This is a genomic window from Bacillus cereus group sp. MG20 (assembly GCF_040459885.1).
GTDB classification, from domain to species: domain Bacteria; phylum Bacillota; class Bacilli; order Bacillales; family Bacillaceae_G; genus Bacillus_A; species Bacillus_A cereus.
In genome coordinates, this window is the sequence record NZ_JARVHF010000001.1 from 3,290,606 (window position 1) to 3,315,000 (window position 24,395).

Consider the following 24,395-nt stretch of genomic DNA (forward strand, 5'->3'; position numbering starts at 1 on the left):
TTGTCCACAATTTTTAGAAAAATATCCACAATTAAAACAGCTGATATATGCTTTAATATAGAAAAATATTAAGTGTTTTTGAAAATTACTAACAATTGCATCAGTTTTGTGGATAAAGTTGTCCACAGCAAAAAGGCCCCTTATGCATAAGCATAAGGGGCCTTTTTGCTTACTTCTATCAGTCGAGAAAATTATGTAATGAAAATGAATAATTAGGGGGGAAACTTCTAATTATTCATTTTCACTTTAAATGCTTTTCGAGCGATATCCTGCTGCACGATCTGCTTTTTGAAATTCGCGTTGATAGAGAACTTCTTGTGTACTAGATAATGTGTTTTTTGCTTTATCACGTTTCTTTTTATCCATTACAAATCACCTCGTGTCTTAAAGTTACTATTTATCGTTTCCAAAGACATGAGGGGATATACGCATATGGGAAATGTTAATGATTGATTATCATTTCAGAAAATTTAGATTATGCTTCTTTTAATTGATGAGCATCTTGGAAGGTTGTATCTCGCATTGTAGCAAGTGTGTATTGATCTTTTGGAATTTCATATAAGTTATATACTTCTTCGTTTGCGTTAATTTCATCATATACGGCTTTTCTTGTTTCGTTTGCTAGATTCACATATTGCAGTTTTTCTGCAGCTTTAATAGAACGAATATTTATTTTACGAATACGCATGAAAATTGTTTCAATATCTAATTCGTAGAAAAGTTCACTAAAAAATGAATCTTTTGCCAATTTATTATAGCCTTTTCCATGGTATGGTTTGCCAAGCCATGTCCCGAGAAATCCAGCTTTTTCTTGCACATCAAATAAAGTAATTGTTCCGATAGGGTTACCCCATTCATCTAAAATTGTGCGTGAAATTAATTCACCACGCTCTTCAGCTTCAATCGTTTGTTTCGTTAAGAATAAATATTCTTCATAAGAATAAGCCTTTTGACGCACAAAAGGGAAGACAGCTGGATCCACCATTAACTCGTATAGAACGTGGCTGTCGTGTAAGTCGCGTTTTTTCAACATACTAACTCCTCCTCACACGAGGGTAGCATGACGAAAAAACACCCCACCCTCGAAATTTTTATATCAATCTTTAAAAAATTTCGGGGTGGGAATCGAACCCACTAGAACCAGTTTCTAACGCTGGTGGCGCACCATTTGCCTTCCCCATTCATCAATTTGAAAATGATAATCACGACACAAATTGATTATGGTTTCATTCAGTTTATAATCGTATAATACTTTATCTAGTCAAAAAAATAAACTAGTTTTTTTTATTTTTTTTGTAAATTATTTTTCCATCAATCATAGTTAGTACAGGCTTGGCTAAATAATGGAAAGGATGATGAGTCCATAACACGAGATCGGCGTCTTTTCCAACCTCGATGCTTCCAATTCTATCCTCTAAACGCAAATTTCGCGCTGGGAATATGGTGATTCCTTCTAGTGCTGTTTTCTCGTCTAATCCTTCTCTTACTGCGACAGCGGCACAAATATTTAAATATTGAATGGGTGTATAAGGATGATCGGTTGTTATAGAAACTTCCACACCATTTTTGGATAATATATGGTAAGTATCCCATGTCTTGTTTTTTAGTTCGATTTTAGAACGGCGTGTCAGAGTGGGACCAACTGAAACCTTCAAATTGTGTTTCGAAAGCTCTTCAACAAGAAAGTGTCCTTCTGTACAATGTTCAATACGTAGATCGAGGTTGAATTCCGTTGCAAAGCGTAGCGCAGAACTAATATCATCTGCTCTGTGAGCGTGGATACGTACGGGTATTTCACGACGTAATGCTTTTAAAATAGGAAGCATTCGAAAATCAGCTTCGTGTCCGTAGTGTTGTGCTTCATAGAATGATTCCCGAAGTAACCCCATAATCCCCATACGTGTTATGGATTCTTTTGTTCCATTACTATGGACTTTTTTAGGGTTTTCTCCAAAGGCAATCTTTAAACCAGCAGGTTCTTGAATAATCATATGATCAATACAAGTTCCAGCTGTTTTTATTACACAAGTAGTACCCCCGATAATATTTTGACTGCCAGGCATAACGTGAACGGTTGTAATTCCATTTTGTACAGCGTCTTGAAAGGCGATATCGAGAGGATGGATTCCATCTAAAGAACGAATATGTGGTGTTGAAACTTCAGATGTTTCATTGGCATCATTTCCAGCCCAACCAGTACCTTCATCATAGAGACCAAGGTGAGTATGGACATCAATAAAGCCAGGTAAGAGATGGAGTGCTCGTGCATCTATAACGGTCATATCTTGAGTAGGTTGAATAAAAGGTTTGACCTCGGTAATTCGCTCTCCTGTAACGAGTACATCGCCTTGAAACTTTGGAGATGTAATAGGGTATACAATGGCTTGTTTGAGCAATATTTTCATAGGTACCTCATTTCTGTTACTTTATAATGCTAATGGAAGTTGAGGGAAAGTAACTGAAAGGTTATTTGTATGGTAATGCTTCGGATCCTAGAAAATGAAAGTTTTAAAAGGGCCCATGTAAAATTGTGTTTTAGAAGTACTACATTGTATGCGAAAGTATATTTTGTAATGCATGGTCTATTGCCGGAAATGTGTATTGATATCCATGTTTAATTGCTTTACTAGGTAATACATGTTGCCCTTCTAGTACAAGTATGCTCATCTCACCTAATAAGGCGTGAAGCATAAATGAAGGGACAGGCAGCCAATGTGGTTTTCTCGTTGCAGCAGCGATGGTCTTTCCAAATTCCTTCATTCTTATAGGTGTTGGTGCTGTCATATTAAGAGGACCATCAATTTCTTTTTTGTGCATGATGAAATCCATCATACGAACGACATCGTCTATATGAATCCATGATAACCATTGTTTCCCAGAACCAATGGTGCCGCCGATATAGAATTGATAGGGAAGTAACATTTTTGGCAAGGCTCCGCCATCTGCACCTAATACAACGCCAAATCTTGTGTAAATTGTTCTTATTCCGAGAGAACATGCTTTAGCTGCTTCTTGTTCCCATAAAAATACTGTTTCTGCTAAAAAGTCATTTCCGGGAGTTTCTTGTTGCTCAGTAAAAGACTCTACTTCAGATGTTCCGTAGTATCCAATAGCACTTGCATTAATAAATGTATGTGGTTTTTTATGGAGTGCCTGCAATTGTTTAATGAGTCCTTTTGTTGTTTGAATTCTACTGTTTAAAATGGCTTTCTTTTGTTTCTTTGTCCATCTACTATTAATAGACTCTCCGGCTAGATTAATAACTACATCAATAGAAGAGAGGGGGAAGGTTTGTAAATCTGGTGTCCATTGAACATACTGAAGGTTAGGGTCGGAAGTTTCAGTAGTTTTTTTTCGTGTGAGGATGTAAACAGTATATCCTTTTTGAACAAAAAAAGTAGAAAGATATTTACCGATAAAGCCTGTACCACCAGAAATTGCGATTTTCACAAGTATTTCCTCCTCATTATATATATTCTTGAAAAGAAAAAATGTTCCTCGACTATGTTAAAATAATAGAGAGGTGAGAGTATGGCTGTCATTACAAAAATAGAAGTACAAAAACGATCGAAAGAACGATTTAATATTTATATTGATAAAGGCCAAGGTGAAGAGTACGGGTTTAGTGTGGATCAAGTAATCTTAATGAAACATGGATTACAAAAAGGCTTAGAAATTGATGAAATAGAGTTAGGAAATATTTTGTACAATGAAGAGGTACAAAAAGCATATTTACAAGCAATCTCCTATTTATCCTATCAAATGAGAACAAAACAAGAAATAGAAGATTTTTTACGAAAAAAAGAAGTGGGACAAGCCATCATCTCTGAAGTCGTTTCGAAATTATTACATGACCGATATATTAATGATAAAGAGTACGCTGTTTTATATACGCGAACGCAAAGTAATGTGAATCGAAAAGGTCCAACTGTTATTAAAAGAGAGTTGTTAAATAAAGGTGTTCAAGATTTACTTATTATGCACAGTTTACAAGAATATCCGAAGGAAAAGCAAATTGAGAATGCCTTGTTTCTCATAGAAAAGAAGAAAAAATCTTATCAAAAGCATTCTTTTTTACAAATGAAGCTAAAGTTAGATGAGATGCTTGTTCGAAAAGGATATTCTAGAGAAGTAATTCAAATTTGTTTGGAAGAATTGAAAGACGAAAGAGATGACGAAAAGCAACAAGAAGCGTTACACTATCATGGGAATAAATATTATGAGAAATATAAGAAGCATGATGGATGGACATTTGAAAACAAGATGAAACAAGCGTTATATAGAAAAGGATTCTCTATTGATGAAATTGAGATATTTTTGCAAATGAAACGCGAAGAGGAATGAGGAGAATAAGATGAATATGCCAAAACGCTACAGTGAAATGACACCGCATGAGCTAAGGGAAGAAATTGGCGCTTTGAAGGAGCAAGCAGTAAAAGCTGAGCAGCTTGGGATTGTCAATGAATTTGATGTATTAATGAGAAAAATGGCAATGGCTCGTGCTTATATGACGGATATAAACAAGTTCCGTATTGGTGAAATATATGAATTAGTAGAAGAACCTGGTGTATTATTTAAAATTACGTATTTCAATGGGGTATTTGCTTGGGGATATAAGCAAAATGATAATGAAGAGATTGGCATACCAATTTCCTTATTGCAAGAAAAATAAAAACCAGAGAGCACATATCTCTCTGGTTTTCATCTTTGGTAGGCGTTAAAGGAGATAGGAGATTCTAAAATTGGCGTTTTTTACATTCATTTGCCAATATAATGAGAGACTGGGTTTGTTGCGTCTGTCCGTTAACTTGCGCTTTCGCATGTTTTGGACGAGTCCACGTATGGTTAAATAATTCAGAACGACTATCTAAGCGATCACGGTAGCTCATCTTTATCACCTCGTGTAGGAAGTTAATTTAATTTGTACTACTCTTCCTGCTGATTTGCAGCACGCATACGTTCTTGTGGGTGCGTGTTAATTGTGCCGTTAGGTCGCTTCGAAGCGAAGCGTGATTTCGCTTTCGGCTGACCGTCGATTTTGCTGTTGTTTTTTGACTCAGACCAAAATTCGGCTTGTTTACCCATTGCGAACGCCCTCCTCCTCATCAGTTGATACCTCTTTAAGAAGTATCACTTATAGAATGTGCAAAACAGAAGAAACTATCCTTTAGAAATGAAGGGATAAATAGGTAAAAGGAGATTAGAACATGAATGATATTTATGAAGCATTAACGAAAGAATTATTAGACAAGAATGACAAGCTTTCTTACGGACAAGCTCGTGCATGGGTTGAATTACTTTGGGAAGATTTTCAAACAACTTATGCAAAATCAGGGCGTTATCAAGGTGAGGAAATGACTGAGCAAGTGGTACGATCATGGATTAATAATCATGGTGTACGCCTTCATGAAATGCGTACAAACAATCCGAAGTATAGTCATTTAATTAATCAAGAAGATCATTTGAAACATTAAAAAAAGCGACTTGAGTCGCTTTTTTTAATGTGGAAGTAATTCCAGTTTTTTTCGAAGTTTTTCTTCACTAAAAATCCATCCTGTATAGGAACTAATAATATTTAAATTATGGTCGAGCTGAACAATCGCGACAAATGGATAATAATCTTTACTTCGATACCGTAAATCAATGAATCGTACTTCGTAATAATGATCATGATCAAAAATATCCCAGCGATATACAGGAGAGAAAGATAGGAAGGCCGAGATGTTTTCATCTTGTTTAGCTGCTCGCATAATATCATTGTCTGGGAACGGTACCCGATCGAACTTGTCATATATCATGATGTTACCACGGTGCCATCTCGCAACGTAGTAATAATCAGCTGTAACGACTGCTAAATGATAATGATAAAATCGGTAAGAAGGAGAAATGATAATCTTTTCGACATTTTTGAAACGTTTGTGTACAACGCTTCTTATATTTCTGTGCATCATAATTCGTCCGATATAGTAAACAATCATTAATATATATGCTGCTAAGGCAGTGTATCCTTTATGAGAACCGACGAGCATGCAAGCAATTGCAAGTATATGGATAAAGAAAATTACGGTATCGAATGTATTAATCACGCCGAGTGCGACCCATTTTTTTGTGAAAGGCCGTAATGCTTGTGTACCATAGGCGTTGAAAATATCTACAAAGACGTGAAGGAAGACTGCAATAAATGACCAAAGTAGTAGATGAAGATATGGAGCGTCTGAAAAGAAGGCGAAAGAGATGCCACTTATAAGGAATGACCAAAGAATTACCGCGGGAATGGAATGAGTAACTCCGCGATGATTTCTTATATATTTAGCGTTATTACGCAATTTTAAAACTGTGTCAATGTCAGGAATGTTGGAACCAGCAATTGTAGCAAGCATAACAGCTTGTGGGCCAATATCACTTTGTGCTATGGCTGGATCTAATGTTGCTAAGCTACCTAAAGTGATACCCATAACAAGGTGAGTGGCTGTGTCCATAGAAATCCACCTCCGTTTTTTATTAATGTAACTCTTTTTATTCGATACCTCAAGTCCTTTGCCTTCAATTTCCTATGTCATCTTACTTAAATTTTTTCCTAAAATCTTTATAATAGTACTTATATGCAAAAAAATGAGGGGGATCAAGTTTGACACTTGAAATACTAAAAAATTTTAATATAGAGCAGTTTCAAAATGATTTAATTGGTTGGTTTGAAGAAGAACAGCGCGACTTACCATGGAGAAAAAATAAAGATCCATACCGCGTTTGGGTTTCGGAAATTATGTTACAGCAAACAAGAGTAGAAGCTGTAAAACCATATTACGCAAATTTTATGGGGAAGTTTCCTACACTTGAAGCGTTAGCGAACGCAGATGATGAAGAAGTATTAAAAGCATGGGAAGGTTTAGGATATTATTCTAGAGCACGTAATTTACATGCGGCAGTAAAAGAGGTAAAAGAAGTATACGGCGGGGTTGTACCGAGTGATGTAAAGAAAATTGAAAAGTTAAAAGGTGTCGGACCATATACAAAAGGCGCTATTTTAAGTATCGCATATGGTATACCAGAGCCGGCAGTTGATGGAAATGTTATGCGTGTATTATCTCGCATTTTATCAGTATGGGATGATATTGCAAAACCAAAGACTCGAAAAGTTTTTGAAGGGATTGTGCGTGAAATTATTTCGAAAGAAAATCCATCTTATTTTAATCAAGGTTTGATGGAGTTAGGTGCATTGATTTGCATTCCCAAAAATCCATCTTGCTTACTTTGTCCTGTACGTGAGCATTGCAGAGGATATGCTGAAGGTGTTCAAAAAGAACTACCAGTAAAAAGTAAAGCGAAAGCTCCTACAATGGTACCGCTTGTTGCAGGAGTACTTCAAACTGAAGATGGTCGTTACGTTATTAATAAACGTCCAAGTAGCGGATTATTAGCTAATATGTGGGAGTTTCCGAATATTGAACTTGGCGAAGGGATTCGAAGTCAGAAAGAACAGCTTATAGATTATATGAAAGAAAAGTTTGAGCTTTCGATTTCTATTGATGAGTACGCAATGAATGTACAACATACATTTACTCATCGTACTTGGGATATATTTGTATTTTACGGAAAAGTAACCGGTGATATTGTTGAAACAGATACATTGAAACTTGTATCGAAAGAAGCATTTGAGCAGTTACCTTTCTCTAAATCGCATCGTACGATTTATGAGAGTTGTGTTGAGAAAATTACAATGCAATAAACAAAAAAGTGTTCCCTAAATTGGGAACACTTTTTTAATCGTAAGAAATTTTTGTCCCATGAGTCCAACTGGCATCACCTTCTTGTAAGCCGCCCCTTGATTCGATCTCTATTACAATTTCTTTATAAATACTTTGCCCTTCCGCATTTAAATAGGGCAAAATCTGTTGTAATGAATGATGAAAATAAGCTAATTCATCTTCTTTCCATTCGTTTTTTGAAAGCGTCGTTAGTTCAGTCATATCGCGTCCTATATACATATTTCCACCTCCATTTTCTATAGTTTGAATGAGTAACAAGAGATATATGCGGAATTTTTTTAAAAGAAAATTACGGATAGCTTCTAGTTGAATTGGTTACATTATTGATTGTGGAGGTGAGAAAGATGAGTAAAAAACAACAAGGTTATAACAAGGCAACTTCTGGTGCTAGCATTCAAAGTACAAATGCTAGTTATGGTACAGAGTTTGCAACTGAAACAAATGTACAAGCAGTAAAACAAGCAAACGCACAATCAGAAGCAAAGAAAGCACAAGCTTCTGGTGCACAAAGTGCAAACGCTAGTTATGGTACAGAATTTGCAACTGAAACAGACGTGCATGCTGTGAAAAAACAAAATGCTAAGTCAGCTGCAAAACAATCACAATCTTCTAGTTCAAACGAGTAATGAAAGAAAAACACTTCTCCAATTCGAGAGAAGTGTTTTCTTTGTGTGCGGGTCATTGTAATGAAAAGAAAGTGAACGACATAACTTCTAATAAGTCAACAAATGTTGTCAAAGGAGAAGGAAGTTAAAGATTAGAAATATGTAATTAGGAATAATAACTGATGAAGAAATTCAAAAGGGGGTAAGTAATGAACGATTTTGATAAGTTGGTGGGAGAACAATTGGAAACGATGGATGAGCTGTTAAAATTGCAATCACACTTAGAGAAGTATCAACAAATTGAAATGAATGAAAAAGATACGTGCGATAAAAAAGAACTGCATTTTATCCGTCAGGAAATATATAGAACAGAAGTAGCGTTGAAGATGTTACATGAGAAATTTGAAGAACAAACGAATAGTGTAATCCAATCTTTTACAACTGAAAAAATGATTTCAAATTTAGGATAAGATATATTATTGCCTTCAGGTGAAAAGTCCTTCAAATAGAGAGGGGCTTTTTCTATTACATGTCCTCGTTTATAAATAATACAGTACAATCCTTGTTTTCTGAGAAGATTGGGTATTATTGTATTCAACGATAAACCTCCTGCATATTCAGTGTGGAAAATAGAGTCTTATCCCTTTAGTTTTAAAATTTTGACAAAAAAGTTATAATAGAAGAAAAGTGAATGCCGTTCAAAGGGCATTTGCAGTTGAAAGAAGGGAGCATATATGGGATTTCCCAAAGAAGGAGAAAAAGTACAAATACATAGTTATAAACATAATGGCTCCATTCATAGAATGTGGGAAGAAACAACAATTTTAAAAGGGACACAGAGTCTTGTGATCGGAGCGAATGATCGTACAGTAGTTACAGAATCGGATGGCCGAACATGGATTACGCGTGAACCAGCAATTTGTTATTTTCATGCCAACTATTGGTTTAATGTGATTGGGATGCTTAGGGAAGAGGGCGTATATTATTATTGTAATTTAAGCTCCCCTTTTGCGTATGATTCTGAAGCATTAAAGTATATTGATTATGATTTAGATATTAAAGTGTATCCAGATATGACATATACGCTTCTAGATGAAGATGAGTATGAAAAACATAGTCAAATTATGCAGTATCCACCTGTTATCGATACAATTTTAAAACGAAATGTAGCACATTTAACACAGTGGATTCATCAAAGAAAAGGTCCGTTCGCACCAGACTTCGTAGATATGTGGTATGAACGATATTTAATGTACAGAAATTAAAACAAACCTGCAGGGGGCTTCCCGGCAGGTTTGTCCTATTAGAGGGGGGATTATGTGCAGGGCATAAAAAGATATTTACAATTTGTTAAACCATATCGATGGCTTATCGCTATTACAATTATTATTGGACTAGTTAAGTTTGGTATCCCACTTATTATGCCGTGGTTATTAAAGTATATTATCGATGATGTAATTCAAGGCGGAGGTTCACTTCAAGATAAAACATCTCAATTAATAACAGCGATTGGAATTGCTTTTTTTATTTTTGCGGTATTAAGACCACCGATTGAATATTATCGTCAATATTTCGCGCAGCGTATCGCAAATACAATACTGTATGATTTGCGGAAGTATATTTTTGGTCACTTACAAAAATTAAGTTTACGTTATTACTCCAATACAAAAACAGGAGAGATTATTTCGCGTGTCATCCATGATGTAGAACAAACGAAGGATTTTGTAATTACTGGTTTGATGAACGTCTGGTTAGATACTGCAACAATTGCTATTGCCATCATTGTTATGTTTTCTATGAATATAAAATTAACATTTGTTGCATTATTGATTTTACCTATTTATGTAATTGCAGTGAAATATTTTTTCGGACGTCTTCGGAAATTGACGAAAGAGCGTTCACAAGCGTTAGCGACGATGCAAGGGTATTTGCATGAACGTATTCAAGGAATGCAAGTGACACGTAGCTTTGCGTTAGAAGAGTATGAGGGGAAGCAGTTTGAAAAAAGAAATAATGAGTTTTTAACGAAAGCATTAACCCATACAAGTTGGACGGCGAGAACATTCTCGGCAGTAAATACGTTAACAGATTTAGGTCCATTACTTGTGATTGGTTTTGCAGCATATGAAGTAATTCAAGGGCAGTTAACGCTAGGGACGATGGTAGCTTTTGTTGGATATATGGATAGTTTATATAGTCCGCTTCGCCGCCTTGTTAATTCATCTACAACATTAACACAATCTTTTGCATCGATGGACCGTGTGTTTGAACTGTTAGATGAAAAATACGATATTGTTAATGTGCCAAATGCGGTACAAACGAAAAAATTAAATGGAGAAATTGTATTTGATAATGTTTCTTTTCGTTATAATGCAGATGAAAAAGAGATATTACACAACTTGTCATTAACTATGCAGCCTGGAGAGAAAGTAGCGCTTGTAGGAGCGAGTGGGGGAGGAAAGTCATCTCTTGCTAGTTTGATCCCGCGTTTCTATGATGTTTCTGAGGGAGCGGTTTATGTAGATGGGATAGATGTAAGAAAGTATAATATGAGAAATTTACGTAGTAATATTGGAATTGTACTGCAAGATAATTTATTGTTTAGCGATACAATTGGAGCAAATATATTATATGGAAATCCGAAAGCTACAGAGCAAGAAGTGATTGCAGCTGCCAAAGCTGCGCAAATTCATGATTTTATTATAGACTTACCAGAGGGTTATAATACTGTCGTTGGAGAACGTGGTGTAAAGCTATCGGGCGGGCAAAGACAACGTGTGGCAATTGCACGAGTGTTTCTAAAGAATCCGTCGGTACTTATATTGGATGAAGCAACTTCGGCATTGGATTTAGAAAATGAAAGGTATATTCAAGAGGCGCTTCAGACGTTAGCTGCTGACAGGACGACGATTATAATCGCACATCGATTAGCGACGATTACGCATGTTGATACGATTATTTACATTGAAGAAGGTGAGATTAAAGAGACTGGTTCTCATGAAGAGTTAATGCGAAAAAGAGGATTTTATTACAATTTATATCAACTTCAACATATAACAGAAACAGCTCCTTTAGCATAAAAGGAGCTGTTTTTTTATTCGTCTTCTTTTTTATCATCGATTTGGAGTTCTTTTTCTGGTTTATGGTATGTGTAGAAGCTATCTACAAGTAAATCTAAATGCTCTACTTCTTCACTATAGTTAATAATGGAAGAAATAAGAGGGAAGAGATGTAGCCATGTTTTATATGCTTCTTCATCGTCCTTATTTTGATATTCCATAAAGATATCAATTAATTCTTGTTTACCCGTTTCAACTTCATCAAGCATTTCAACTGATTGTTGTTTTTTTGCTTTACCAATAAATTTTAATAAAACTTGTTCATGATAATGCGTTAATGAGTCAAGTTCGTTTTGGATAGATTCCTGAAACTCTTCTGGCATGTAACGCAGTTCGTTTTCAGTACGGTGTAATGATTTTAACGTACTTAAAGCACGGCTTGTTGTCGCTAACATTTGTCTGAATAAAACGAGCTTACGAATTTTTGCGAACTTTACTTTTTTCGTGTAGCTTCTTTCTTCTTTATACAGCAAATAGTAATGGTTTAATTTGATCATTTTTTCTTTCATACGATCAATATCAGTTTTTAGCGTTGTAAAATCAGAAGCTTGCCTGCTATTCATTCGAATCCATTTTACAATTTCTTCAGTATTATCAACGATACGATGATAAAGTTTTGTTTCATATTTCGGCGGCATAAATACTAAATTTACAAGTGAAGCCGCAATAATACCAATCATAATCGTCGCAAAGCGAAGTAAGGCAAAACTAAAGAAATCTTCGCCTTGATACTCCATAATGGCGATAACTGTTACTAAAGCAATTGATATTGTGTTTTCTAATCGTAATTGCAGTGTAAGAGCAATTACTAATATACATGTTAATCCAATAATAAAAGGATTATGTCCAAAAGCAGTAGCAAATGCGATAGCAAATATCGCACCGATTACATTTGCTTGAATTTGTTCAAGTGCGGTTAAATAAGAACGGTATACAGACGGTTGAACAGCAAAGATAGCTGAAATTCCCGCAAATACCGGACTCGGTAATTGAAGTAAAATACAAGCAAATAAAGCTAACGTGATGGCAATACCCGTTTTTAAAATGCGAGCACCAAGTTTCATACCCTTAATAAGATCCTTTCTCTTGTCATAATGAATGTACAACATGATACTATACATTCATTACAATATGTTAGCAAGTGATATTTTAGTGACGTTAAAAGAAATTAGTATTCATTTTATCGCGTTAATTGTGAACAGTAAGATTCCCGCCTCTAAATTCAGTAGCTGGATGCCGGTAAACGCTCAATTGCTGTAGGCTAATTAAAGTTTCACTTTATAATTTTTCCTAATTTCTTTTAAACATCAGTTTTTAGTAAAAAGACCTGCTGAATTTCAGCAGGTCTCAAATTGTTACTATAGATTACTATGAGAAGTGTACTTCGTCAATTTTTTCTTAATAATGAAAATTACTCATGTTACTCTGTTGAGATAGATGGATCTGCCTGTTCTTTTTTCGGGATAATCTCAAAAAACTGGTTCTGTATATCATCTAATAATGGTGTTAACAAAGCAACTTCCTCATATTGCTCGTGCTCGTTTAGTACACGAATATAGTCTAGCAATAATTCAGTTACATCTTTCAAACCATTTTTACTAATTGGTTGTAATGTAACATTTGCGCCTTTTGCGATTCTTCTTTTTAAGGCTTGTTCTGTTAAGCCTAAGTTTGAATCGCGACGCAAATAAACAACACCGCCAGTCATGCCAGCGCAAATCCATGGACCAGGGTCACCTAAAACAAGCGCTCGCCCATTTGTCATATATTCAAAAGCAAAACCTTTAATATTGGAGTATGCACCTATATTTCCTTGCTCTTTTTCACGGAGTGGTTTTGTTATTCTACCTCCAATTATCATGTCTGCCCCAGAAAGGCGAATGCCAGCGCGAGCATCAGCGTTCCCTTGTACGTATAGTGCCCCTTTTTGTGCGCCATATCCAAATCCTTTTCCGACAGAACCGTTATAATATACTCCGTCTTTTCCTTTTGATTTCGTTATATAAATCCCACCACCAAAGGAAGTTTTACCAATGCCATCTTGTGCGCCGCCATTTACGTGTATAAATAAATTTTCACTATTGTAAGCACCTAACCCATTTCCGGGAATAGAACCATTCGTATACTTTAATGTAAGTGGTTCAAGTTGAGTAGCTTCATATAGTTTACTGCGAACGCGATAACATGATTCTAGACCACCCATAACGCGTTGCTCTACACCAACGCCTACTAATTCTTTTGAGTCAGCGGAATGAACGGTTTTAAATTGTTTTTCCGGCACGTCTTCTGTTGTTGTAACAGATGGATGTTCTAGTATTTGTAGTAAATTACATAAGTTTAATAAATTTTTGCCTCGAACTTGCTCTAATAAATCAGAACGCCCAACAATTGCTTGTAAATTTGTATATCCAAGCTGTCCTGTTAATCGTTGTAGTTCTACACCGAAAGAGGTGAATAAATTTAACAGGCCGGCAACTGCGCTTTCTAATTCGCGCGGAACGAAGCGGCGTAATCCGTGTTCTTTTGCTTGTGCTTCAGACTCGATTTGTGTCGCAATTCCAACATGGCAAGTATCTAGATGGCACCCACGGCAAGTAGTACAGCCGATTGCAATCATTGATAGTGTGCCAAATCCAATACGGTTTGCTCCGAGGAGCATGATTTTCAAGGCATCATTTACACTTCGAATACCACCATCTGCCCAAATCTCTACTTTATGTCTCATACTTGCTTCTAATAAAGCGTTGTGAGCGGCTTTAACACCAATTTCTACAGGGAGACCTACATGCTGCAATGCGTGAATACGTGCAGCACCTGTTCCGCCATCGAATCCGCTAATGTTAATAAAATCAGCACCAGCTTTGGCTATACCGACAGCAATTGTTCCGATATTAGGAACGACAGGGACTTTCACGGCTACTTTGGCAAGTTGATTAGCTGTTTTAATTTCTGTAATCATTTGAGCTAAATCTTCAATTGAATAAATATCATGGTTATTAGAAGGTGAAATTAAATCTGAGCCGATTGTCGCATTACGTGCTTCAGCTATTTTGGCTGTCACTTTTGAACCAGGTAAATGTCCACCTTCCCCAGGCTTTGCGCCTTGACCGATCTTGATTTCAATTAAGTTTGATGAGTTTAGTAGTTCGGCATTTACTCCAAATCGTCCAGATGCCACTTGTTGTCCACGTGTATGTGGGTATTTCCCAATCATATCTTTAATTTCGCCGCCTTCACCGTTCAAGCTAATCATATTTAGCTGATCGGCCGCTTCTGCATATGCGCGAAAGGCGATTTCGTTTTGAGAACCAAATGACATAGAACTAATAATAAATGGTAAATTATGATTTTGAATGCCGATAGATACTTCTTCAGTTGGAACGACATGTTTTGTTTGTTTCGTTTGAACAAGGTGTCTGATTGCGATTGGATTATTCTCTTCTAGTTCACTTAACTTGTCACGGTAATCATCATAAGAATTTCCTTTTGCAACATCGCCAATTGCTTTCCAAATTCGCGGGAATATATGAAATGATTTTCGCATTCTAATTTTAGGATTGTTATAATCCTCTGCTCGTATTTTTGCATCTTCAGTAAGTGATTCAAGTGAAAAAGCTAAATCATTTGAACCGAAGAAATTTGTAATTTGTAATATATTTGCAATTTCCTCATGTAACCCAATAGATGAATAGAGACGTCCGTAACCACGTAACTCATGAATTCCAATTGTTGAAATGACTTTTTCTAGTCCTTTATTAAGTGCATTATACAGATTCGTAATTGGTATTTTTGTTCCATCATTTACAGTCGCGAATAATAAATATGGATTAATACTATCTGCTCCTAATCCATATAGCGTTACAATGTCATGTAAGGAGCGAAGGGCACCAGAACGTATAACGAGAGAACAATTGCGGCGTAATTTATTTTCACTTAATGCTTGATGTACTTTAGCGGTAACTAAATGTGGATCAATCCACAAGCGTTCATTTAGATGAGCTTTTGCGTCATCTAATACTAGTAGAGAAGCACCATTGTTAACAGCAGCTATCGCTTCAGAACTAATGCGGCTTAATGCACATTGCAGGGTTTCTGACGAGCTGAATGTAGCAGAGATTGTGGCGATAGAGTTATGAGTCATAAATAGCTCTATGAGTTGTTCATACGTAATTGTGTGTAATTCCTCTGCAATAGGTTGTGCCACGCTGCCTTCTAAAATAATTGGTGAAAGCATTTCAACTACAAATGGCCGTTTTGCGCCGCTTAATAAACTTGGACGCTCTCCAAGTACAGTACGTGTAGAGAAGTGTTCAATTTCACGGTCACGGTCAATTGCAGGGTTTGTAACAACAGCTACACTTTCTTTAATAAAGTCAGCGATATTTCGTCTATCAGTATCGAGTGCGGCAAGTGGTGAGTCATGCCCAAGTGAGCGTATTGGCTCAACGCCTTTTGTTGCCATCTGTTCAAGGAGCTGAATATGTTCTCGGTCCCATCCGAAAGCGACGTATTGTTTCGTTTCAACTTGAACAGAATCACATAGCCCTTGGATTTTTTTCGTTTCAGGGATAGATAAATTTAAATGGTAATTGGTAGTATCAATTCGCTTTTTAAAACGGTTATATACTTGGATTTGATATTTGTCATATTCATAAAGAACAAGTTCATCTTGTTCATTCCATTTTAATCCAACCTTTTCTCCAGGGGCGAGTGGTTTTGGTTCTGCTACATATTTAGTTGGTGATACAACTCCAGGTTCAGAAGAGAAAATATAAGAGCTCTCTGTCTCTACTTTCCATACTGGGCGTAATCCAAGGGAATCAACACTGAAAACAGCTTCATCTTTAAAACGGGAAATGATGCCAGCTGGTCCTTGTGCAAAATGTCCCCATGCTTCACGTATATACGTATATAAATCTTGTAAAGGTGTTTCATAAAGTTTAATTTCATTAATAATTGGAGGGAACAATATTTCCATTGCTTCAAATAAACTGTAGTCGTATTGAACAAGTAGAGTTTCTAAGGTGCGGTTTAAATCTTGAGAGTCACTGCCTCCAGCAGTAAGTGGTACATCAATCATTTCAGCTTGATCGCGTAATTTTGCGATTGTGTTAATTTCACCATTATGTCCGAGAATGCTAAATGGTTGTACACGAAAAAAATTAGATAATGTATTAGTAGAGTAGCGGTTATGTCCTAATGTCATAGTTGAAGCGATAAGTGAATGTTGTAAATCATTATAGTAGGCAACAAGTGTATCGCCAGCACCTAGAACTTTATATACAACATGATCACGACTTAATGAAGCAACATGAATTGCTTCGTTTTCCTCTATTTTTATTGTGACAGAAAATAATGTTTGCTCAATATTTGTAATTTCGTTTTCTGCGATAAGGGCAACTTGCCAAAATAAAGGTTCTTCTTGTTTACCAAGTGGACCGAGTGCATCGGAGTTTGTTACATCATCACTTTCGAAAATGATTGTAAATTTTTTGTTGTTTAATTGCGTACGAATATAATCTTTTAAGATAGTAATGTTTTCTTTTTTATTTAGAAAAAAATGTCCAACGATAAAGTGGGGATGATCCACAATCGTTGGATTATATCCGCTACTTTTTAGTTTTTCATTCCAAAGCGCTTTTGGTACATCAATGTGAATGCCGATGCCATCGCCCTCACCATTAATGAAACCAGCTCTATGATTCATTTTGACGAGTGATTGAATACAAAGGTCAATGTTTTCTTTTGTAGCAATTTTTCGTTTCTCCATAACGGAAACGATTCCACACGCATCGTGTTCTGCATTTCTATAATCTCGAAATAAAGACGGTGTCCATGTATTTTTTGTATTGAGCATCCGTCAATCCCCCCTCTTGTAAAAGTTAGAATAATCTTACTATTTAAGGTGCAAATCACCTTGTACACAGAGATAGTAATGCTGTAAAAGAATATAAAACAGATAATTATGAATAATTATACTATTAATACGGGATTTATGAAATAGAAAAAAGGAAAAAAGAAAGGTGAGCTTTCTTTTTTCCTTTTAATGACGGGATTATTTATTGTCTGCTAGGGCAGCAAATGCTCTGCCGACAGCTTCGATTGTATATTCAATATCTTCTTTTGTATGTTCTGTCGTTAAGAACCATGCCTCGTATTTAGAAGGTGCTAAGTTAACTCCTTCTTGAAGCATAAGCTTGAAGAATTTACCGAACATTTCACCGTCTGTATCTTGTGCGGCATCGTAATCTTCAATTGTATTTGTTGTGAAGTATACAGTTAAAGCTCCTTTTAGACGGTTTAATGTAATGTCGATATTATGTTTCGTTGCTTGCTCTAAAATTCCTTTTTCAAGCATTGCACCAAGTTCATCTAATTTCTCATAAAGTCCTTCTTGTTGAAGCACTTCTAGACAAGCGATACCTGATGCCATAGAAGCAGGGTTTCCTGCCATTGTACCAGCTTGGTATGCAGGTCCAAGCGGAGCAACTTGTTCCATAATTTCTTTCTTACCACCGTAAGCACCGATCGGTAAACCGCCGCCAATAACTTTACCAAGCGCTGTTAAGTCAGGTGTCACACCAAGTAAGTCTTGAGCACCACCGTACATAAAGCGGAAAGCAGTAATAACTTCATCGTAAATTACTAGTGCGCCAGCTTCGTGAACAAGTTCATTCACTTTTTCAAGGAATCCTGGTTTAGGCTCTACAATACCGAAGTTTCCAACAATCGGTTCTACAAGGATAGCTGCTACTTCATGACCCCATTTATCTAACGCCTCTTTTAAAGTTTCTACATTATTAAATGGAACGGTAATAACTTCTTGTGCGATACTTTGTGGTACGCCAGCTGAGTCAGGAGTTCCTAAAGTAGAAGGACCAGATCCAGCTGCCACAAGTACTAAATCAGAATGGCCGTGGTAACAACCAGCAAATTTCATGATTTTTGTGCGACCTGTATAAGCACGAGCAACACGAATCGTTGTCATCACTGCTTCTGTACCAGAGTTTACAAAACGGACTTTATCTAATGCAGGCATTGCTTCTTTTAACATTTTTGCGAATTTTACCTCTAGCGCTGTTGGTGTTCCGTAAAGTACCCCATTTTCAGCAGCTGTTGTAATTGCTTTTGTTATATGCGGATGAGCATGTCCGGTAATAATAGGACCGTATGCTGCTAAATAATCGATATATTTATTTCCGTCTACATCCCAGAAATAAGCGCCTTTCCCGCGTTCCATAGCAACAGGAGCGCCGCCGCCAACTGCTTTAAAAGAACGAGAAGGACTGTTAACACCGCCAACGATATGCTCTAAAGCTTCTTTATGTAATTCTTCTGACTTTGTGAATTTCACTACAATTCATCTCCTTACAAAAATCTATGTATTATTCTAACATGTTTTTCGAAAAGACGTATTGTTTGTGATAGCGAAGGCAGTTGGGTAAACTATTCGTTGTGACATTTAGGAGGGGGGTCCGATTATGAAATCGGTAATTGAGGTACAAGGGTTACGTAAAGAGTTTACAGCCTATTCAAGTCGTCCGGGCTTAAAGGGTGCATTTCGCGATTTATTAAATCGTAATTATAAAATAGTACCAGCAGTAAATGATGTATCTTTTACTGTAAAGCAAGGTGAAATGGTTGGTTATATCGGTGAGAACGGTGCTGGTAAATCAACAACAATTAAAATGCTTACGGGGATTTTGACTCCGACATCAGGGCAAATCACAGTAAATGGAATGAATCCACATAAACAAAGAGAAGAATTTGTAAGAACAATTGGTGTTGTCTTTGGACAGCGCTCGCAACTTTGGTGGGATATTGCAGTCCAAGAATCGTTTCGTTTATTAAAGAAAGTGTATGGTGTATCAGACGCTCAGTATAAGGAGCATATGGAGCACGTAATTGAAACGTTAGATATAGGGCCTTTATTAGATAAACCAGTTCGAAAATTATCTCTCGGTCAAAGAATGCGTTGTGAATTAGCAGCAGCCTTAATTCATAATCCACCGTTATTATTTTTAGATGAGCCAACAATTGGGTTAGATGTACTTGTGAAATTGAAAATACGTGAATTTTTAAAAGAAATGAATGAACGTTATAAAACAACAATTTTATTAACTACTCATGATATTACGGATATTGAAGCTTTATGTGAGCGTGTTATCATGCTGGATGAAGGAAATATTATGTATGACGGTTCTTTAAATAATCTTCGTACGCAGTGGGGAGCAGAGAAGGAAATACACTTTCAGTTTGTTGCACCAGTTTCCTATCAAGCTTTATCAATGGTTATGCCAGATAATCATGTCGTTTGGTCGAAAGCAAAAGAGGAAAATGCATGGGTTGCAAAAATTCCGAATGAAGAAGTTATTATTTCAATGCTGATTTCTAAAGTAGTACAAGCCTTTCAAATTAAAGATTTAAAAATTAACGAAGTGTCTACAGAGGAAATTATTCGTAACATTTATGAAGAAGGTATTACGCATGGGTAAGTATATTGAAATGATTCGAATTCGCTTTTTAATGATGCTTGCGTATCGTACAAATTACTATAGTGGGATTTTAATTTATACGATTAATATCGGTGCTTACTATTTTTTATGGCAAGCAATTTATAGCGGAAAAGAGAATATTGAAAGTTTATCTATTTCGCAAATGACCACGTATATCGCAATCGCGTGGATGGCACGTGCCTTCTATTTTAATAATATAGATAGGGAAATTGCGATGGAGATTCAAGAAGGACGTGTGGCTGTAGAATTAATTCGTCCGTATAACTATTTGGGAATGAAAGTTATGCAAGGTCTTGGCGAGGGGATATTCCGTTTTGCCTTCTTTTCCATTCCAGGCATGGTTATCGTTACGTTATTATTTTCGTTGCAAATTACAACGAATTTTCAAACTTGGTTATATTTCTTCTTATCCTTAATATTTAGTTTTATTATTAATACACAAATTAATTTAATGACGGGAATGCTTACGTTTTTCCTATTTAATAATAGTGGGATTATGTATGCAAAACGCGTTGTTATTGATTTATTTTCAGGTCTATTATTACCAATTAGTTTTTATCCGTTATGGGCCCAAAAAGCAATGATGTTTTTACCGTTTCAGGCTATTAGTTATATTCCAAGTATGATTTTTTCTGAAGGTATACAGGGGAGTAAGTTGTATGAGGCTTTAGTATTTCAAGTGATTTGGGCGATTGTACTTATTATTCCAATTGTACTCATGTGGAGAACGGCGAGAAAACGTCTAATTGTACAAGGGGGATGATGAGATGCTATATATAAACTTATTTTTACAATATGCAAGTCAATATATAAAAACGAAATTGGAGTATCGAGGCGATTTTATCGTTGGTTTACTTTCTGATTTATCGCTTCAAGCAGTTAATTTAATATTTATTCTCGTTGTATTTGGGCATACACAAGCATTGAAGGGATGGAGTCGAGAAGAGGTAATCTTTATTTATGGTTTCTTTTTAGTACCATTTGCCATCTTTTCAGCTTTCTTTAATATATGGGATTTTAATGATCGATACATTATTAAAGGGGAGATGGATCGTGTATTAACGCGACCGATCCATAGCCTATTTCAAATTATATTAGAAAGAATGGAACTTGAATCTTTAATTGGAGCCATTACAGGGATTGTTGTAATGGGATATGCAGCTGTGGAGTTACAATTATCTTTTTACTGGTATGATTTCTTCTTATTTATATTGATGGTAGGAGGAGGAGCACTTGTATATGGAGGGATATTTGTTACGCTTGCGAGCCTTGGTTTTTGGTCGGATGCGAAAAGTTCAATTATGCCCCTTATGTATAACATAGGTAATTACGGGCGCTATCCTGTTAATATTTATAATCGTGTAATTCGTTTCATTTTAACGTTTGTTTTACCGTTCGCGTTTGTTGGAGTATATCCAGCAGCGTACTTTTTAAGAAAAACAGAATGGAATAGTTATGCATTCGCGACGCCACTTGTTGGTGTTATCTGTTTTACAATTGCAATCAACCTCTGGAACCAAGGAGTAAAAAGATACCGTGGCGCGGGTAATTAATTATAGAAGCTTGTTCGTTTCTAAGGGATAAATCAGTCCTCCACCTCATACATATAAAATGAGGTGGAGGACATGTTATGGGGATTTATTCTATTAATTGCAGCAATCGCTATTTTGAAAAGTGTCCAATTATTATGGAGTTCCTATTCAGATTCAACGCGTTTTTTTTCGCTGTATAATTTGGCCACATTATTTTTGATCTATACAACAGTACTGATCGCGTTTGGATTAAGTTACGTTGTATTAGAGGAAATGGGTTTCGCAGTTTTGAAAGAGGACGGAGAAAGTTTGAACGCTCATTCTTTTCAACTCGTTGAAGTTTGTTTATATTTTAGCGCAGTTACTTTATTGTCTGTTGGATATGGTGACATATCTCCGATTGGAATTGGGCGATGGATTGCAATTGCAGAAGCGCTAATTGGATATACACTCCCTTTTGCTTTTGTGATGAGGTCTGTAATAGACAATGAAAAATAAGGAAGCATTTGTTATAGTAAAGGAAAAGAGTAGGAGTGATAACAATGATTACAGTAGGAGAAATGGCACCAGAATTCACATTAGAGGGAAGTAACGGAGAAGAAGTTAGCCTAGCTGATTTCCGCGGTAAAAATGTAGTTCTCTATTTTTACCCGAAAGATATGACGCCAGGATGTACAACTGAAGCATGTGATTTTCGTGATGCGTATGGAGTATTTCAAGAGAAGGATACGGTTATTCTTGGAGTAAGTCCTGATTCAGCGAATAGACATTTGAAATTCATTGAGAAACATGAATTGCCATTTACCCTTTTAGTAGATGAAGATCATAAAGTAGCAGAGTTATACGATGTTTGGAAGTTAAAAAAGAACTTTGGGAAAGAGTATATGGGAATCGAGCGTTCTACATTCCTTATTAATAAAGACGGTGAACTTGTAAAAGAGTGGCGTAAAGTGAAAGTGAAAGGACATATTGAGGATGTTCTTTCTTATATAAAATAAATCTACGTTGGAGATAAAATATGCAGAAACAAGGCAAGTGTCTATACATATTTTACTGCCTTACATAAAGTGGAAGTGTAGGGCATACCTCCTCAGATGATAGTATTCCAAGTGCGATTATGTCGCACTTTTTTCTATTTAATATATGAAGAAAAAGGGAAAGATACATAAAAACAAGTCCTGAATATAAAAATAAACCACATACTTATAGTAGAAATATTGACGATTTATAAGAAAAGGAGTACACTCTTTATAAGAATTATAAAATAATAATCCGTATAGAATCGGGGTGCATGACGGTGGTCAAAGAAGAATTAAAAGAAGCGCTAGAAATGCTGAAAAATACGGGTGTACGCATTACTCCACAGCGTCATGCTATTTTAGAGTACCTTGTGGAATCAATGACGCACCCAACAGCGGATGATATTTATAAAGCATTAGAAGGTAAGTTTCCAAATATGAGTGTTGCAACTGTCTATAATAACTTACGTGTGTTTAAAGAGGTTGGACTTGTAAAGGAATTAACTTATGGAGACGCTTCAAGTAGATTTGATTATGTTACAAGTCAACATTATCATGTAATTTGCGAAAAATGTGGTAAGATTGTTGATTTTCCTTATGGAGGCTTGGAAAAGCTGGAAGAGGAAGCTGCGAAAACGACAGGCTTCGTTATCAATAGTCATCGCTTAGAAATTTATGGCGTTTGTCCAGAGTGTCATAAGGCGTAATATATAATAAAGAAAGAGGCTGACGGCTATACGTCAGCCTCTTTCTTTATTATATAAGGATTAGCGTGAGGTTAATCAGGATTTACAGTGCTAAGTTAGTAAGAAGGGATAGATAAAAGTTTGTCGAATTTACTTTGTATTGGTGGAAATGAATTCTTGGAGGGGACATTTTGAAGAAATATGAGATTAAAAGTGACATTCCAACATTGGAAGAATATAAATATTTATGTGATTCTGTGGGATGGACTAATTATATGAACTTTGAGGTGGCGGAAATATCACTTCAAAATTCGATTTACTGTATAACAGTCAAGGATAATAATCAAATCATCGGCATGGGGAGAATTGTTGGGGATGGGGCTATCTATTTCTATATTCAAGATATAGTGGTTCATCCAGAGTATCAAAAGAATGGTATTGGAAAGAAAATAATGAATACTTTAGTAGAATACTTAAATCAGAATGCTCCAGATAAAGCATTCATTGGTTTGTTTGCGTCGCAAGGTAAAACGTCATTCTACGAAAAATATGATTTTAAAGATTATTCGCCTAACATGACAGGGATGTTTACTGTTATTTCGAAAAAATAGGTGTAATAAATTTAATAAAACAATTAAAAAGTTGATTTCTTAATAAATCAACTTTTTAATGAGTTGAAACGTTTGTAGTGTTGCAAACTCGTATTTCCCTTGATACTTATGATTTATAACTCTTCTTATTATACTTTTCATCAAATTCTTTTCCTTCTAGATCTCGATCTAGTGTTAAAGGTTGATTGCAGTGCATACATGCATCGACACGGCCGAGCATTTTTGTTGGCTTATCACAGCTTGGACAAATAATTTGGATAGTCTTAGTAGATAACATACCAATCCAAAAGTAAACGACAGTGCTAGCGATAACAGCTAAAAAGCCAACCATCATAAACGTTGTCATAACAATAATGTTTTCGCGGAAAAAGACACCTAAGTATGCAATGAAGAGGCCGATAAATACTAAACTTAATGCAAAGGTCCGGATTTTATTGATTTTGTTTGAATACTTAATGCTCATTCTCACCACACTCCTATAATAATAATATAACATAAAATTTAGAATTTTCACTCTCGTGTAAATTGATAAAGGGATAAG

At 35.9% G+C, this 24,395-nt stretch carries 28 protein-coding genes; 16 read left to right on the top strand and 12 right to left on the bottom strand.

Annotation, left to right across the window (positions count from 1 at the left end; genetic code table 11):
- Positions 1 to 246: 246 nt before the first annotated feature.
- The 4 genes from QCI81_RS16860 to QCI81_RS16875 all read right to left on the bottom strand — a co-directional run bounded on the left by QCI81_RS16860 (position 247) and on the right by QCI81_RS16875 (position 3,450).
- The gene (locus tag QCI81_RS16860; RefSeq protein WP_000358482.1) at positions 247 to 366 is read right to left on the bottom strand and encodes a YfhE family protein; all 120 of its coding nucleotides are present in this window, start codon (positions 364 to 366) and stop codon (positions 247 to 249) included.
- A gap of 109 nt (positions 367 to 475) precedes the next feature.
- The gene (locus tag QCI81_RS16865; RefSeq protein WP_000914737.1) at positions 476 to 1,033 is read right to left on the bottom strand and encodes a GNAT family N-acetyltransferase; all 558 of its coding nucleotides are present in this window, start codon (positions 1,031 to 1,033) and stop codon (positions 476 to 478) included.
- Positions 1,034 to 1,274: 241 nt separating this feature from the next.
- The gene (locus QCI81_RS16870) at positions 1,275 to 2,405 is read right to left on the bottom strand and encodes an amidohydrolase (RefSeq protein ID WP_000698297.1); all 1,131 of its coding nucleotides are present in this window, start codon (positions 2,403 to 2,405) and stop codon (positions 1,275 to 1,277) included.
- Between the two features lie 139 nt (positions 2,406 to 2,544).
- Positions 2,545 to 3,450 (bottom strand): TIGR01777 family oxidoreductase, encoded by a 906-nt coding sequence (locus QCI81_RS16875; protein WP_071730632.1) that lies wholly within the window; start codon positions 3,448 to 3,450, stop codon positions 2,545 to 2,547.
- An 81-nt stretch (positions 3,451 to 3,531) separates the two neighbouring features.
- Between QCI81_RS16875 and recX the strand changes: the two genes are divergently transcribed.
- Complete coding sequence (recX, locus tag QCI81_RS16880; protein ID WP_000268513.1) at positions 3,532 to 4,344, top strand: recombination regulator RecX; 813 nt, start codon at positions 3,532 to 3,534, stop codon at positions 4,342 to 4,344.
- A 10-nt stretch (positions 4,345 to 4,354) separates the two neighbouring features.
- Positions 4,355 to 4,672 carry a YfhH family protein gene (locus QCI81_RS16885; protein WP_001057023.1) on the top strand — a complete coding sequence of 106 codons (318 nt, stop codon included), beginning with the start codon at positions 4,355 to 4,357 and terminating at the stop codon, positions 4,670 to 4,672.
- A gap of 64 nt (positions 4,673 to 4,736) precedes the next feature.
- Here QCI81_RS16885 and QCI81_RS16890 read toward each other — a convergent pair whose 3' ends face one another.
- Complete coding sequence (locus QCI81_RS16890; RefSeq protein WP_000122093.1) at positions 4,737 to 4,889, bottom strand: YpzG family protein; 153 nt, start codon at positions 4,887 to 4,889, stop codon at positions 4,737 to 4,739.
- A gap of 37 nt (positions 4,890 to 4,926) precedes the next feature.
- Positions 4,927 to 5,085 (bottom strand): small, acid-soluble spore protein K, encoded by a 159-nt coding sequence (locus QCI81_RS16895; protein WP_000517891.1) that lies wholly within the window; start codon positions 5,083 to 5,085, stop codon positions 4,927 to 4,929.
- Between the two features lie 122 nt (positions 5,086 to 5,207).
- Between QCI81_RS16895 and QCI81_RS16900 the strand changes: the two genes are divergently transcribed.
- Positions 5,208 to 5,474, top strand: coding sequence for a YfhJ family protein (locus tag QCI81_RS16900; protein ID WP_000998159.1), 267 nt, complete (start codon positions 5,208 to 5,210; stop codon positions 5,472 to 5,474).
- A 24-nt stretch (positions 5,475 to 5,498) separates the two neighbouring features.
- On the opposite strand, the gene QCI81_RS16905 is transcribed toward QCI81_RS16900, so the two are convergent.
- Positions 5,499 to 6,479, bottom strand: a complete 981-nt coding sequence (locus tag QCI81_RS16905; RefSeq protein WP_000379115.1) for a metal-dependent hydrolase — start codon at positions 6,477 to 6,479, stop codon at positions 5,499 to 5,501.
- A 149-nt stretch (positions 6,480 to 6,628) separates the two neighbouring features.
- Between QCI81_RS16905 and mutY the strand changes: the two genes are divergently transcribed.
- The gene (mutY, locus tag QCI81_RS16910; protein WP_353810858.1) at positions 6,629 to 7,726 is read left to right on the top strand and encodes an A/G-specific adenine glycosylase; all 1,098 of its coding nucleotides are present in this window, start codon (positions 6,629 to 6,631) and stop codon (positions 7,724 to 7,726) included.
- A gap of 34 nt (positions 7,727 to 7,760) precedes the next feature.
- Here mutY and QCI81_RS16915 read toward each other — a convergent pair whose 3' ends face one another.
- Positions 7,761 to 7,985 carry a hypothetical protein gene (locus QCI81_RS16915; protein ID WP_071730634.1) on the bottom strand — a complete coding sequence of 75 codons (225 nt, stop codon included), beginning with the start codon at positions 7,983 to 7,985 and terminating at the stop codon, positions 7,761 to 7,763.
- Between the two features lie 125 nt (positions 7,986 to 8,110).
- Between QCI81_RS16915 and QCI81_RS16920 the strand changes: the two genes are divergently transcribed.
- From QCI81_RS16920 to QCI81_RS16935, 4 genes are all read left to right on the top strand, one after another.
- The gene (locus tag QCI81_RS16920; RefSeq protein WP_000039034.1) at positions 8,111 to 8,392 is read left to right on the top strand and encodes a gamma-type small acid-soluble spore protein; all 282 of its coding nucleotides are present in this window, start codon (positions 8,111 to 8,113) and stop codon (positions 8,390 to 8,392) included.
- Positions 8,393 to 8,580: 188 nt separating this feature from the next.
- Complete coding sequence (locus QCI81_RS16925) at positions 8,581 to 8,841, top strand: YgaB family protein (RefSeq protein WP_000997586.1); 261 nt, start codon at positions 8,581 to 8,583, stop codon at positions 8,839 to 8,841.
- Positions 8,842 to 9,105: 264 nt separating this feature from the next.
- Positions 9,106 to 9,636, top strand: a complete 531-nt coding sequence (gene ntdP, locus QCI81_RS16930; RefSeq protein WP_000506627.1) for a nucleoside tri-diphosphate phosphatase — start codon at positions 9,106 to 9,108, stop codon at positions 9,634 to 9,636.
- 54 nt (positions 9,637 to 9,690) lie between these two features.
- Positions 9,691 to 11,451 (top strand): ABC transporter ATP-binding protein, encoded by a 1,761-nt coding sequence (locus QCI81_RS16935; RefSeq protein WP_071730636.1) that lies wholly within the window; start codon positions 9,691 to 9,693, stop codon positions 11,449 to 11,451.
- A 14-nt stretch (positions 11,452 to 11,465) separates the two neighbouring features.
- Here the strand turns inward: QCI81_RS16935 and QCI81_RS16940 are convergent, their stop codons facing one another.
- A complete protein-coding gene (locus QCI81_RS16940) occupies positions 11,466 to 12,554 on the bottom strand; it encodes an aromatic acid exporter family protein (RefSeq protein ID WP_000765787.1) in 1,089 nt (362 codons plus the stop codon).
- A 43-nt stretch (positions 12,555 to 12,597) separates the two neighbouring features.
- Between QCI81_RS16940 and QCI81_RS16945 the strand changes: the two genes are divergently transcribed.
- Entirely contained in the window at positions 12,598 to 12,750 is a 153-nt protein-coding gene (locus tag QCI81_RS16945) for a hypothetical protein (protein ID WP_153601216.1), read from the top strand.
- Positions 12,751 to 12,910: 160 nt separating this feature from the next.
- Here QCI81_RS16945 and QCI81_RS16950 read toward each other — a convergent pair whose 3' ends face one another.
- Entirely contained in the window at positions 12,911 to 17,347 is a 4,437-nt protein-coding gene (locus QCI81_RS16950; RefSeq protein WP_071730637.1) for a glutamate synthase-related protein, read from the bottom strand.
- 198 nt (positions 17,348 to 17,545) lie between these two features.
- On the bottom strand, positions 17,546 to 18,844 hold the full coding sequence (gene hemL, locus QCI81_RS16955; RefSeq protein WP_053565316.1) for a glutamate-1-semialdehyde-2,1-aminomutase: 1,299 nt from the start codon (positions 18,842 to 18,844) through the stop codon (positions 17,546 to 17,548).
- Between the two features lie 127 nt (positions 18,845 to 18,971).
- Here hemL and QCI81_RS16960 point away from each other — a divergent pair, with 127 nt between their 5' ends.
- From QCI81_RS16960 to QCI81_RS16990, 7 genes are all read left to right on the top strand, one after another.
- Positions 18,972 to 19,985: an ABC transporter ATP-binding protein gene (locus QCI81_RS16960; RefSeq protein WP_000843655.1), complete on the top strand. Its 1,014-nt coding sequence runs from the start codon at positions 18,972 to 18,974 to the stop codon at positions 19,983 to 19,985.
- Positions 19,978 to 20,769 (top strand): ABC transporter permease, encoded by a 792-nt coding sequence (locus QCI81_RS16965; protein ID WP_000521519.1) that lies wholly within the window; start codon positions 19,978 to 19,980, stop codon positions 20,767 to 20,769. Before QCI81_RS16960 ends, QCI81_RS16965 begins: the two co-directional genes overlap by 8 nt.
- Positions 20,770 to 20,773: 4 nt before the next feature.
- Positions 20,774 to 21,559 (top strand): ABC transporter permease, encoded by a 786-nt coding sequence (locus QCI81_RS16970; RefSeq protein WP_000965774.1) that lies wholly within the window; start codon positions 20,774 to 20,776, stop codon positions 21,557 to 21,559.
- A gap of 72 nt (positions 21,560 to 21,631) precedes the next feature.
- The gene (locus tag QCI81_RS16975) at positions 21,632 to 22,036 is read left to right on the top strand and encodes a potassium channel family protein (RefSeq protein WP_000964343.1); all 405 of its coding nucleotides are present in this window, start codon (positions 21,632 to 21,634) and stop codon (positions 22,034 to 22,036) included.
- A gap of 44 nt (positions 22,037 to 22,080) precedes the next feature.
- On the top strand, positions 22,081 to 22,536 hold the full coding sequence (gene bcp / locus QCI81_RS16980) for a thioredoxin-dependent thiol peroxidase (protein WP_000633711.1): 456 nt from the start codon (positions 22,081 to 22,083) through the stop codon (positions 22,534 to 22,536).
- Between the two features lie 299 nt (positions 22,537 to 22,835).
- A complete protein-coding gene (gene perR, locus QCI81_RS16985) occupies positions 22,836 to 23,264 on the top strand; it encodes a peroxide-responsive transcriptional repressor PerR (RefSeq protein ID WP_000237829.1) in 429 nt (142 codons plus the stop codon).
- A gap of 170 nt (positions 23,265 to 23,434) precedes the next feature.
- Positions 23,435 to 23,854 carry a GNAT family N-acetyltransferase gene (locus tag QCI81_RS16990; RefSeq protein WP_000759743.1) on the top strand — a complete coding sequence of 140 codons (420 nt, stop codon included), beginning with the start codon at positions 23,435 to 23,437 and terminating at the stop codon, positions 23,852 to 23,854.
- Positions 23,855 to 23,960: 106 nt separating this feature from the next.
- Here the strand turns inward: QCI81_RS16990 and QCI81_RS16995 are convergent, their stop codons facing one another.
- Positions 23,961 to 24,317 carry a YgzB family protein gene (locus tag QCI81_RS16995; protein ID WP_000025067.1) on the bottom strand — a complete coding sequence of 119 codons (357 nt, stop codon included), beginning with the start codon at positions 24,315 to 24,317 and terminating at the stop codon, positions 23,961 to 23,963.
- Between the last annotated feature and the right edge of the window lie 78 nt (positions 24,318 to 24,395).